Source organism: Flavobacterium tructae, from assembly GCF_001853485.1.
Lineage (GTDB): Bacteria > Bacteroidota > Bacteroidia > Flavobacteriales > Flavobacteriaceae > Flavobacterium > Flavobacterium tructae.
The window spans coordinates 185901-199145 of sequence record NZ_MIKE01000025.1 but is presented as its reverse complement, the minus strand read 5'-3'; the positions used below and the strand labels follow the sequence as shown (position 1 = coordinate 199145).

Below are 13245 nucleotides of genomic sequence, written 5' to 3'. Positions count from 1 at the left end.
TTTATATTTTTGTCGCAATGAAATTTACAGCAGAACAAATAGCGGGAATTTTAGAAGGAGAAGTTGTTGGGAATCCCAATGTAGAAGTTTCTCGGTTATCTAAAATAGAAGAAGGTGAGGAGGGATCGCTTACTTTTTTGGCCAATCCAAAATATATCAACCACATATATACTACTAAAGCATCTGTAACAATTGTTAATGATAGCTTTATTCCGGAACAGGAAATCACTACAACTTTAATAAAAGTGGAAGATGCTTATGCTTCTTTCTCTAAACTTTTACAGTTTTACAATCAGGTTAAATTGAACAAAAACGGTATAGAAGCACAGTCTTTTATAACAGAAGGAACTAAATATGGGGAGAATCTGTATTTAGGAAGCTTTAGTTATATTGGGCAAAATGTGGTTCTGGGCGACAATGTAAAAATTTATCCGAACAGTTTTATTGGAGATAATGTTGTTATTGGTGATAATGTGTATATTTTTGCAGGTGCTAAAATTTATTCCGAAACTATAATTGGTAACAATTGCACTATTCATTCCGGAACTATTATTGGTGCGGATGGTTTTGGTTTTGTACCAAATGATGAAGGAGTATATAGTAAGGTACCACAAATTGGTAATGTTATTATTGAAGATAATGTTGATATTGGCGCTAACACTACCATCGACAGAGCAACTCTTGGTTCGACGATTATCCGACAAGGAGTTAAATTAGACAATCAGATTCAGATTGCACACAATGTTGAAATTGGCAAAAATACCGTAATTGCAGCGCAATCAGGAGTGGCAGGTTCAACTAAAATTGGCGAGAACTGTATGATTGGCGGACAAGTAGGCATCGCAGGACACTTGACTATAGGTAATAATGTGAGATTGCAGGCTCAATCAGGAGTAGCAAGAAACATTAAAGATGATGAAATTCTACAAGGGACACCGTCTCTTGGTTATACTGATTTTAACAAATCGTATGTTCATTTCAAGAATCTGCCTAAAATAGTTTCCGAAGTAGAAGAATTAAAAAAACAAATAATAAACCCAAAAAATGGAAATAATGGTTAAACAGAAGACCATCAAAAATGAAATTTCACTAACAGGCGTTGGATTACACACTGGGAAAGAAGTTACAATGACTTTTAAACCTGCTCCAATAAATAATGGTTTCACTTTTGTAAGAGTAGATTTGCAAGGTCAGCCGGTCATTGAGGCTGATGCTAACTATGTTGTTAATACGCAAAGAGGTACTAATTTAGAAAAACTTGGCGTAAAAATTCAAACTCCTGAACATGTTTTGGCGGCATTAGTTGGATGTGATCTTGACAATGTTATTATAGAATTAGACGCTTCAGAACTTCCTATCATGGACGGTTCTTCAAAATATTTTGTGGAAGCAATTGAAAAAGCTGAAATAGAAGAGCAAGACGCTAAACGTAACGTTTATGTAGTAAAAGAAGTAATATCATTTACAGACGAAACGACCGGAAGCGAGATCTTGGTGATGCCAAGCGACGATTATCAGGTGACTACAATGGTAGATTTTGGTACTAAAGTTTTAGGCACTCAGAATGCTACTATGAAAAGTATAGCTGATTTTAAGAATGAAATTGCAAGTTCAAGAACTTTTAGTTTTTTACACGAATTAGAGTCATTACTAGAGCACGGTTTAATTAAAGGTGGTGATCTAAATAATGCAATCGTATATGTAGACAAAGAAATTTCTGAGTCTACGATGGCGAATTTAAAGAAAGCTTTCGGGAAAGATGAAATTTCGGTAAAACCAAATGGTGTTCTTGATAATCTTACTTTACACTATCCAAACGAAGCAGCTAGACACAAACTTCTTGATGTAATTGGAGATTTATCTCTTATCGGAGTTCGTATACAAGGAAAAATTATCGCTAACAAACCAGGGCATTTTGTAAATACACAGTTTGCTAAAAAGTTAGCTAAAATTATCAAGATAGAACAAAGAAATCATGTACCTGTTTATGATTTAAATCAGGAGCCATTGATGGACATTCACAAAATCATGGCGATGCTTCCTCACAGACCTCCATTTTTGTTGATTGACAGAATTATCGAAATGTCTGATCGTCATGTGGTTGGTTTGAAGAATGTGACCATGAATGAAAATTTCTTTGTTGGACATTTCCCAGAGGCACCGGTTATGCCGGGGGTATTAATTGTGGAAGCAATGGCACAAACGGGTGGAATTTTGGTTTTAAGCACAGTTCCGGATCCTGAAAATTATTTGACTTATTTTATGAAAATTGATAATGTCAAATTCAAACACAAAGTATTGCCGGGTGATACCTTAATTTTCAAATGCGAGTTGATTTCTCCAATCAGAAGAGGAATCTGTCATATGCAGGCAAATGCTTACGCAAATGGAAAATTAGTGACCGAGGCAGAATTAATGGCTCAAATTGCGAGAAAACAATAATAAATAATCAATTTTATTGTTTAGGTTTGTTGCCCAAATTAGACTATTTTAATTTAAAATATAAAAAATACATATGAATCAACCATTAGCATATGTTCATCCTGGCGCTAAAATCGCTAAAAATGTTGTAATTGAACCTTTTACAACAATTCACAATAATGTTATTATTGGTGATGGTACTTGGATTGGTTCAAATGTGACGATCATGGAAGGTGCCCGTATTGGTAAAAATTGCAATATTTTTCCGGGAGCGGTTATTTCTGCGGTACCACAAGATTTGAAGTTCGGCGGAGAAGATTCTCTAGCTATTATTGGAGATAACTGTACGATTAGAGAATGTGTTACGATCAACAGAGGTACAGTAGCCTCCGGACAAACTATTCTTGGAAATAATTGTTTGGTTATGGCATATGCTCATATTGCGCACGACTGCGAAATTGGGAATAACGCCATTATCGTAAACGGAGTTGCCCTGGCAGGCCACGTAGTTGTTGGAAACCATGCTGTAATTGGTGGTTTGGCAGCGATTCATCAGTTTATTCATATCGGAGATCATGCTATGATTTCAGGTGGATCATTGGTTAGAAAAGACGTTCCTCCTTATACAAAAGCAGCAAAAGAACCATTGTCGTATGTAGGGATTAATTCAGTAGGTTTAAGAAGAAGAGGTTTCAGTACTGAGAAAATCAGAGAAATTCAGGAAATCTATAGAATTTTGTATCAAAAGAATTACAACACGACACAAGCTTTAAGCATCATTGAAGCTGAAATGGAAGCCACTCCTGAAAGAGATGAGATTCTGGATTTTATCCGAAATTCGTCAAGAGGAATCATGAAAGGGTATTCCGGAAACTATTAAAATAAGTTTAATCGTTTATTTGTTGAATCGTTTATAGGAATAAACAGTTAAACGATTCAACGATTCAACAAGAAATAAATAAAACAAAAACAAAATGGCATCTACATCAGATATTAGAAACGGATTGTGTATTAAATTCAACCACGATATTTTTAAAATTGTTGAATTTCTTCACGTAAAACCTGGAAAAGGACCTGCTTTCGTAAGAACAAAATTAAGAAGTTTAACATCAGGTAAAGTATTGGATAATACATTTTCTGCTGGACATAAAATTGACGTTATTCGTGTAGAAACACATAATTACCAGTTTTTATATGCTGAAGGTGATGAGTTTCATTTTATGAACACAGAATCTTTTGAGCAAATTTCTTTAAATAAAAACATTCTAGATGCTCCGGGATTATTGAAAGAAGGAACTAGTGTAATGGTTCAGGTAAATACTGAAACTGACTTACCTTTATCTGTAGATATGCCATCTTCTGTAATTCTTGAAGTTACTTATGCTGAGCCGGGAGTAAAAGGAAATACAGCTACAAATGCTACAAAAAGCGCAACAGTAGAAACTGGAGCGTCTGTAAACGTTCCTTTGTTCATCAACGAAGGTGATAAAATTAAAATTGATACAGCTTCAGGTTCTTACATGGAGCGTGTAAAGGAGTAGTTTTTATAAGTTTTCAGTTTTCAGTCGCAGTTATCAGTTTGTTAATGCAGATTGAAAACTGAGACTGAAAACTGAGACTGAAAACTAAATAAATATATGAAATTTCCAAAGAGTCATTCTTTACAAGAAATTGCAAATTTGCTTGATTGCGAATTTATTGGTGACCAAAACTTTCCAGTTTTAGGCATGAACGAGATACATGTCGTTGAAGCCGGAGATATTGTTTTTGTTGACCATCCTAAATATTACGACAAAGCTTTACAATCGGCTGCTACTATAGTTTTAATCAACAAAAAAGTAGATTGTCCTGAAGGTAAAGCCCTTCTAATTTCTGATGATCCTTTCAGAGATTTTAATATCTTAACCAAACACTTCAGACCATTTCAAGGCACAAATGTGTCGATTGCACTCTCTGCAACTATTGGAGAAGGTACTATAATTCAGCCCAACTGTTTTATCGGAAACAATGTTACCATTGGTAAAAACTGTCTGATTCACCCTAATGTTACTATTTACGATCATACCGTAATTGGCGACAACGTAATGATTCATGCCGGAACTATTTTAGGAGCCGATGCTTTTTATTATAAAAAACGTCCTGAAGGCTTCGATCAGTTAATTTCCGGAGGAAGAGTAGTTATCGAAGACAATGTTGGCATAGGAGCACTGTGTACGATTGACAAAGGTGTTACCGGTGATACCACTATTGGCGAAGGTACAAAATTGGACAATCAAGTGCATGTTGGACATGATACTGTAATTGGTAAAAAATGTTTAATTGCGTCACAAACCGGTATTGCCGGATGTGTAGTAATTGAAGATGAAGTTACCATTTGGGGACAGGTAGGAACGACCAGTGGCATCACAATAGGAGCAAAGGCTGTTATCATGGGGCAAACTGGAGTTACCAAATCGGTTGAAGGAGGAAAATCTTATTTCGGAACTCCAATCGAAGAATCGAGAGAAAAGTTAAAACAAATGGCCAATATCAAAAAGATTCCTGAAATTCTAAATAAATTGAAGTAATTATGTCTATAAAAGAATTTGTTCAAAAATTTTACAAGTCAGATGCCTTAATTGATAGCGAAATCATGAAAACTTACTTACATCCCGAAGTAAAGTTAGACTGGAACAGCACCAAAGGATTGATTGAGATGGATTATGATTCTATGATGGCTATGGCCAATGAGCTTAGTCGCGCTTATGTTCGCTCGAAAGTTAGAATTAGCCATATCATTGCCGAAGAAGACTTAGTTTCAATACGATATTCTCACTTTGTAAAAACGATTGAGAACCCCAGAGAAGAGATGTTATTAGCTCATTTTGCCACAATTTGGCAAATAAAAGATGATAAATTATATCGCGGTTATCAAATGAGTCAATTTTCTTAATTTTTTTAAAGACAAAAAGGTTAAAATACGTTACAAAACCTTACTTTTGCATCACAATTTTAAAAACTACATAAAATATATATCATGAGTGTTTTAGTTAATAAAGATTCCAAAATAATTGTTCAAGGATTTACAGGTAGCGAAGGAACTTTCCACGCTTCTCAAATGATTGAGTACGGTACAAATGTTGTTGGTGGTGTAACTCCGGGTAAAGGAGGAACAAGCCATTTAGACCGTCCGGTTTTTAACACAGTAAAAGATGCTGTAGAACAAGCCGGAGCTGATACATCTATCATTTTTGTTCCGCCAGCTTTTGCTGCTGATGCAATTATGGAAGCTGCTGACGCTGGAATTAAAGTAATTATTGCTATTACTGAAGGAATTCCTGTAGCTGATATGATTAAAGCTAATAACTATGTTAAAGAAAGAAATTCAAGATTAATCGGACCAAACTGTCCTGGTGTAATTACTCCGGGTGAAGCTAAAGTTGGTATTATGCCAGGTTTCGTTTTCAAAAAAGGAACAGTTGGTATCGTTTCTAAATCAGGAACTTTAACTTACGAAGCTGCTGATCAGGTTGTAAAACAAGGTTTAGGAATTACTACTGCTATTGGTATTGGTGGAGATCCAATTATTGGAACTACAACTAAAGAAGCAGTTGAATTATTAATGAACGATCCAGAAACTGAAATCATCATTATGATTGGTGAAATTGGTGGTCAATTAGAAGCTGATGCTGCTAAATGGGTAAGAGCTGATGGTAACCGTAAACCAGTTGTTGGTTTTATTGCCGGAGAAACTGCTCCAGCAGGTAGAACAATGGGTCACGCAGGTGCTATTGTTGGTGGTTCTGATGATACTGCTGCTGCTAAAAAACAAATCATGAGAGACAACGGAATTCACGTTGTTGATTCACCAGCTGAAATTGGTAAAAAAGTAAAAGAAGTACTTGGATAATCCCGGGTATTTAAAATAATAAATTCCAAAAAAGTCTCAATATTCTGTTGAGACTTTTTTACATTTAAAGTCCTGAGGGATAAATCAAAAAAACTTAGTATCTAAGTATCTCAGCATCTTAGAAACTTAAAAATAAAAATATGTACAAAGAATTAGAAAAATTTAAAGTAAGCAGTAGCTTTACTTTTACAATTGAAGACAGTTTAGAACAAGTTTGTAACGCTCCTGAAGGAGGTGCAGGTGTTTTTGTAGTTTATGCAGTTGAAGGAAATGCAAAAGAATTGATCATGGTAGGATCTACCGGAACTGTTCAGAATGATGGTACTTTGAAAAGCAAAAACGGCGGATTGTACGATAAAATTGTAAACGGACATCAATTTGCAAAAACGGGAAGAAAATACTCTTGGCCGGCACAAATGAAATTAGAGAATATTGCTGCTCTTGAAGTAGTTTGGTTCGAAACTTTCAATGCAGATTCAAAAGGAATTCCAACTACAGTAGAAGGACAGGTTTTGCAAAATTTCTTAGATGAAAATGCAAAATTACCTAGATGGAATGTAGCTTTCTAAAAGAAAACTTCAATATAAAATCGTCAAAAGCCTTACTAAATATTTTAGTGAGGCTTTTTTTTTACATATAGAGACATAGATTTGATACTTTTAAAAAAGGTATTTTACTTATTGAAAACACACAGAGGCTACTAGGTGTGAGAAACCGGTAAAATATCTTTTTTGTCAGATATTATAGCGATTCTAGTACTGCTTGAGTCCAATGTTTTGTCGCTTAATATTTGAATTTGGAATAGTTACTTTTTTGATCGGCAGGTACTACTTTAGAATAAAATACAAACAAATCATTTAAGCTATTGTTAAAAAAAAGCTAAAGAACTATGGCTGTAAAATCTGACATTTAGATAAAATAAAAGATTAGCTTAAATTTTACTTTTATGTGCTAAACCCCGTTAAGTCAATAAAAAAAGCTCTTTCCAAATGTTAAATATTTATATTTCTCTTATAAAAAAATTTGTTTTATATGTTTGCTTTTATATATTTATCGCATAGATGTAAAGAATAATGTTAAAAAATCTTATTCTTTATGTTAAAAACAAGTGCTTATTTTCAAGAATTCTATTGCAATTTTATATGAATACCAAAACTCTACAATTCAAAACATCGGACGATCTTACGCTTTGGACTAACTTGAAAAATGGAGATGAAAAGTCATTCTCTTTGTTGTTTGAAAAATACTATGGTGATTTGGTAAATTATGGAAATTCACTTTCTCCGAATGCCGAAAAGGTACAGGATTGTGTTCAGGATGTTTTTACAGATATTTGGGTTTACAAGAATGGGCTTCAAAGTTCGGTTGTAGTAAAAGCCTATTTATTATCAAGTGTACGCAAGCGTATTGCACGTTTATACGAACGTGATCATATTTTTCGCAAGTCCGCAAGCACAGATTCAATTGCTTTTCTTTTAGAGTTCTCTGTAGAACATGATCTCATGGATGATGATTATGCTACAAAAGAAAAAGTAATTCATTTGAATAAATTATTAAACAATTTACCGGCACGACAAAAAGAGGCCTTATATTTAAGATACCATCAAGGCTTAACGGTTGATCAAATTGCCGATATGCTGGAAGTAAATTATCAATCAGCAAGTAACTTACTACACCGCGGTTTACTTACTCTTCGCAAGGAATGGAAGGGTAGTGTTTCGTTAATTCTTCTTCTTTCCTCAACAACTTTTTAATTTTATTTATACAGAATTAAAAAAAAATCACAATTTGGTGAGTATATAATAAGAAAGCCGTCCTCTATGTTTTTGTAACCCTATTTCTAGATGCAAAAACGTAATACATATACCGAAATTGAAGATTTCTTATCTGATGAATCATTTCAGTCATGGATTTTATCCAAAATAGACAATGATAGTTGGGAAGAATGGACTTTAGAGAGTCGTCAGCGCGCTAAGCTGGTAGAAGATGCAAGATTATTATTGTTGGCCATGAAAGTGCCGGATCAGACGATATCTCCTGTAGATCTTCATCATGCTTTGCAGGCCACCTGGATTAAAATCGAAGAGAAAGAGAATCAGAACAATTCAACCCCAAGTTCGAAAATAAAATTTCTTAAGAAATATTTTCTTAGTGGTATTGCCGCTGCTTTAATTATTGGCTTAGGATCAGTTTGGTTGTATAACAATCAAATAATTCCTAATAGCAAAGAAGTAACCTACAATGAGTTAATTAGTGAAAACAATGAAGGACTGGTTGAACAAACCAATAATTCAGACAAAGCTCAAATTATTACTTTATCTGATGGTAGTTCGGTTTTATTACAACCTAATAGTAAACTGAGTTATCCTAAGATCTTTACCGGAAACGAAAGAAAGGTGTATTTATCTGGTGAAGGCTTCTTTGAAATTAGTAAAAATCCAAAAAAGCCCTTCTTTGTTTACGCCAATGAAATTGTTACGAAGGTAGTTGGAACTAGTTTTAGAGTCAAGGCCTATTCTGACCAACCTGATGTTGAAGTTTTGGTTCGCACCGGTAAAGTAAAAGTAAAATCAAACGATTTGGTTGCAAAGTCAGACGATGATGAAGTTGTTTTGTTACCTAATCAGGCGTTACGTTTTCAGCGAAAAGATTTAAGCTTTAATAAAATTACAAATATCACTCAGGATATAGTCCTTACCCGTAGTGTCGGAAATATTGAACAGCTCAGCTTTGAGTTTACCGATATTCCGGTATCACAAATTTTTGAAACGATAGAGCAGGCTTACCTTGTAGACATCGATTATCCAAAAAACAAGCTGAAAGACTGTCACCTTACAACATCTCTTAGTGATCAGCCTTTGATGGAAAAGCTAAAAATTGTCTGTAACAGTATTGGCAACAAGACGACTTTTGAAATGAATGGAAATCAAATCGTTATCATATCTGATGGATGTAACTAAACTCATTTTGCAACTGTAATTGTAAAGTTGAGTTTTAAATAACAAAGAAAAAACATGAACAACCTAAAATAACCAAAACAAATAATAATAACGCCTATGTAAAAGAAAATGCATAAAAAAAGTGCCGAAATGCTGTAACATTATCGACACTTAGATGAATCAAATTACTCTCTGTAAAGAGTAACTGAGGATGTTTCTTAAAATACACTCGAATCAGTATTAATCAAAACAAACCAAAATTATGAAAAAACCAGTTGTTAAACAACGATTACTCCATCGAATCATGAAAATAACACTATTTCAGTTTGTTCTGGCACTTGTGTTTTCAAGTGTTGCCATGGCAAATGATGTAAATGGACAAAAAAAATTAGATACTAAAGTTACAATTAATATTACAAATTTAACTTTAGACAACACCTTGTCTAAATTACAAAAGTCTGCAAATGTAAAGTTTTCTTACAATTCAAGATTACCACAACTGAATCAAAAAGTTAGTATAGATGCTAACGATGAAACTTTGTCGAGTATTTTGAATCGAATTTTATTACCATTTAATATCACTTACACTGAAGTCAGCAATCAGATAATTCTACAGAAAAATGCATCAGCAGTTCCTTTTACAAGTGCTGAAACATCAAATTCAGTATTTGAAAGCTTAACCGCTGCAGGTCCGATTATTAAGGGTACAGTTACAGATGTTAGTGGCAGTCCGCTACCTGGAGCTACTGTATTAGCGAAAGGAACTAAGATTGCGGTATTAACAGATTTTGATGGTAAATTTTCTATCGAAATGCCGACTAACAGTGACAGACTTGTAATTTCTTATGTTGGAATGGAAACAAAAGAAATAGGAATAAGCAATACAAATCCGGTTATCGTTTTAAATGAAGCAGGACAAAATCTAAAGGAAGTCGTAGTAACCACAGGTTATGAAAAAACTTCAAAAAGAACTTTTACGGGGGCAATCAGTAAAATTTCCGGCAGTGAATTGAAAGTCGATGGTGTTGTAGATGTAAGCAGAATGATTGAAGGTAAAGCTGCCGGTGTTACTGTACAAAACGTTACGGGATCTTTTGGTTCGACGCCAAAAATTACGGTTCGTGGATCTTCTTCTATTTTTGGAGATACCAAACCTTTATGGGTTATTGATGGGGTTGTACAAGAAGATATTATCAACGTTTCATTTGCTGATTTAGCATCTGGAAACTCAGCAACATTATTAAGTTCTGCTGTAGCAGGTTTGAATGCAAATGATATTCAAAGTATTGAAATTCTAAAAGATGCATCTGCTACTTCAATCTATGGTTCAAGATCGTTAAATGGGGTGGTGGTTGTAACTACTAAACAAGGACGTAGAGATTCTCCTCTAAAAGTGACTTATTCTGTTGAAAACACAGTTAGAACTGTACCAAGTTATACTCAGTATGATATTCTAAATTCTCAGGAATCGATGAGTATTTTTCAAGAGATGAGAACCAAAGGTTATCTTAATCAAAGTTCGTCTATTACTGCAAGATTTAGTGGTGTTTATGGTATTTTGGCTAAAGAAGTTAACCGCTATAATGAATCAAATGGTCAGTATGGTGTTAGAAATGAGCAGCCATACATCAATGAATTTTTGCAAAAATATGAATTAGCAAATACAGACTGGTTTAAAGTTTTATTCAGACCATCTATCACACAGAATCACTCTTTAAGTTTTTCAGGGGGTGGAAAAAATAATACTTTTTATGGTTCTCTAGGATACTATACAGATCCGGGATGGACTTTAGCTGATAATGTGAAACAATTATCATCAAACTTAAAAGGAACATTCTTTATCAACGACAGATTAAATATTACTTTATCAACACTTGCTTCTATACGTGATCAGGAAGCTCCGGGTACGTACGAAAGTAAAAATGATGCTGTATTTGGTAAGATAACCAGAGATTTTGATATTAACCCATTTAATTATGTATTAAGTACAAGCAGAACGCTTAGACCTTATGATGAAAATGGTAATTACGAATACTACCAAAACAACTGGGCTCCTATGAACATCTTAAAGGAGTTGAAAAATAATACTATGGGGATAAAAGTAAACGATATTCGTTTTCAAGCTGACATAGATTATAAAATAAACAAAAACTTAACCTATAACTTTACAGGTTCTGCACGTTATGCTAATACATCAAGAGAGCACAAAATTTACGAAGATTCAAACGTAGTAGGGGCATATAATGCAGGAGTTGGTGCGACTCTAAATACTCAAATTCAAAAGGATAATGTGTTCTTATACCAAAATCCAAATGATTTAACCGCACCGAAAATATCTGTATTGCCAAATGGTGGATTTTTAAGAAAATACACTAACGACATGACTTCTTATAATGTTAGAAATAGTATTACTTACAGAAACACATTGAATGATAAACATGAATTAGAAGGCTTCTTTGGTACAGAGTTCAGATCAGTAGACAGAAATAATGACAATTTTACTGCTGCAGGAATTCAGTATGAAAAAGGGCTTAGTGCTTTTATTGACCCAAAATTAATTGAAAAGTTAGTAAACGAAGGAAACTCTTACTACGATTTTGGAGCTGAAAGAGAGAGAACAGTTGGTTTCTTTGGAAAAGTTGGATATACTTACGATCGTCGTTATACAGGATCTATTACTGGTCGTTATGACGGGTCTAACAGACAAGGAGATACAGGATCATCAAGATGGCTTCCTACTTACACATTAAGTGGTAAATGGAACATTAAAGAAGAAAATTTCATGAAGAATGTTGAATCTGTAAACACTTTAGCACTTAGAGCTTCATACGGTTTAACAGCAACGGCAGGTCCTGCTACAAATTCATTGGCTATTTACAGAAGTTTTATCACTAACCGTTTTAACACAGGTGACAGAGAAAATGCAATAAATATTTCTGATTTGCAGAATGCTGATTTGACATGGGAGAAACAATTTGAAACCAATATTGGTTTCGATCTTGGATTGTTTAGAAACAGAGTACAAGTAACTACAGATGTTTACAGCCGTAAAGCATTTGATCTTATTGATTATGTAATTACTTCCGGTGTTGGAGGACAATCTGTTAAACAGGGTAACAATGCCGATATGGAAACTAAAGGTATTGAGTTTGGTTTTACTACTCAGAATATTGCTGCGAAAGATTTTAAATGGTCTACAACATTAAACTTATCTGTTTATGATCAAAAAATTACAAAACTAGCCAACAGACCAGCAGTATTTGATTTGATAGCTTCCAACGGAGGTAACACAGTAGGGCATCCTAGAAACTCACTTTATTCTTATCAGTTCACGGGACTGAATCCTGAAGGATTACCAACTTTTAAATTACAGGATGGTGCTGAAAATAATATTACAGAAGCTAATTTTCAGGATACTAATAATGTAATGAAATATTTAAAATATGAGGGATCTGTTGAGCCAAATAAATCTATTGGTCTTGCTAATACGTTTACTTACAAAAACTGGTCATTATATGTTTTCATAGTAGGATCAGGAGGAAATAAAATCAGATTGAATCCTGTGTATAATAATGTTTACACAGATCAGACCGTTTTCACAAAAGAATTTGCTAACAGATGGATTAATCCAGGTGACGAACAATATACAAATGTGCCGGTTATTGCAGATCAATTGTTGAACAGGAATTACGGAGCTAATAACTTACAAATTGCATACAACACCTATAATTTTTCTGATGAGAGAATTGCAAGTGGTGACTTTGTACGATTAAAAAATATCTCTCTTGGCTGGGAATTCCCAAGTGATTTTAAAAGAAAGTTAGGAGTTAGCACCTTTACTTTAAAAGGTTCTGCGGTTAATCCATGGCTGATTTATTCAGACAAAAAATTAAACGGACAAGATCCTGAATTCCGTAATACCGGAGGGGTAGCTTTCCCTATTACAGCACAATATACTTTTGCAATAAATATTTCATTCTAATACTAAAATTGATT

Annotated in this window: 11 protein-coding genes; all 11 read left to right on the top strand. The window is 34.1% G+C overall.

The genetic code is table 11. The features are described from left to right. Positions 1-17: 17 nt before the first annotated feature. Positions 18-1061 carry a UDP-3-O-(3-hydroxymyristoyl)glucosamine N-acyltransferase gene (gene lpxD, locus BHE19_RS16930; RefSeq protein ID WP_017497515.1) on the top strand — a complete coding sequence of 348 codons (1044 nt, stop codon included), beginning with the start codon at positions 18-20 and terminating at the stop codon, positions 1059-1061. Then, positions 1054-2442 (top strand): bifunctional UDP-3-O-[3-hydroxymyristoyl] N-acetylglucosamine deacetylase/3-hydroxyacyl-ACP dehydratase, encoded by a 1389-nt coding sequence (locus BHE19_RS16925; RefSeq protein WP_026110093.1) that lies wholly within the window; start codon positions 1054-1056, stop codon positions 2440-2442. The genes lpxD and BHE19_RS16925 overlap by 8 nt, the downstream gene beginning before the upstream one ends. A gap of 73 nt (positions 2443-2515) precedes the next feature. Then, complete coding sequence (gene lpxA, locus BHE19_RS16920) at positions 2516-3301, top strand: acyl-ACP--UDP-N-acetylglucosamine O-acyltransferase (protein ID WP_017497513.1); 786 nt, start codon at positions 2516-2518, stop codon at positions 3299-3301. A 94-nt stretch (positions 3302-3395) separates the two neighbouring features. Then, complete coding sequence (gene efp / locus BHE19_RS16915; protein ID WP_070908095.1) at positions 3396-3962, top strand: elongation factor P; 567 nt, start codon at positions 3396-3398, stop codon at positions 3960-3962. 96 nt (positions 3963-4058) lie between these two features. Further along, complete coding sequence (locus BHE19_RS16910; RefSeq protein WP_070908094.1) at positions 4059-4988, top strand: UDP-3-O-(3-hydroxymyristoyl)glucosamine N-acyltransferase; 930 nt, start codon at positions 4059-4061, stop codon at positions 4986-4988. 2 nt (positions 4989-4990) lie between these two features. After that, complete coding sequence (locus BHE19_RS16905; RefSeq protein ID WP_070908093.1) at positions 4991-5353, top strand: nuclear transport factor 2 family protein; 363 nt, start codon at positions 4991-4993, stop codon at positions 5351-5353. 84 nt (positions 5354-5437) lie between these two features. Continuing rightward, the gene (gene sucD, locus BHE19_RS16900; RefSeq protein WP_017497509.1) at positions 5438-6310 is read left to right on the top strand and encodes a succinate--CoA ligase subunit alpha; all 873 of its coding nucleotides are present in this window, start codon (positions 5438-5440) and stop codon (positions 6308-6310) included. A 140-nt stretch (positions 6311-6450) separates the two neighbouring features. Continuing rightward, positions 6451-6879 carry a hypothetical protein gene (locus tag BHE19_RS16895; protein WP_070908092.1) on the top strand — a complete coding sequence of 143 codons (429 nt, stop codon included), beginning with the start codon at positions 6451-6453 and terminating at the stop codon, positions 6877-6879. 573 nt (positions 6880-7452) lie between these two features. Continuing rightward, a complete protein-coding gene (locus BHE19_RS16890; RefSeq protein WP_017497507.1) occupies positions 7453-8064 on the top strand; it encodes an RNA polymerase sigma factor in 612 nt (203 codons plus the stop codon). Between the two features lie 90 nt (positions 8065-8154). Continuing rightward, positions 8155-9270 carry a FecR family protein gene (locus BHE19_RS16885; protein WP_070908091.1) on the top strand — a complete coding sequence of 372 codons (1116 nt, stop codon included), beginning with the start codon at positions 8155-8157 and terminating at the stop codon, positions 9268-9270. Between the two features lie 241 nt (positions 9271-9511). After that, on the top strand, positions 9512-13231 hold the full coding sequence (locus tag BHE19_RS16880) for a SusC/RagA family TonB-linked outer membrane protein (RefSeq protein ID WP_026110092.1): 3720 nt from the start codon (positions 9512-9514) through the stop codon (positions 13229-13231). Positions 13232-13245: the final 14 nt, after the last annotated feature.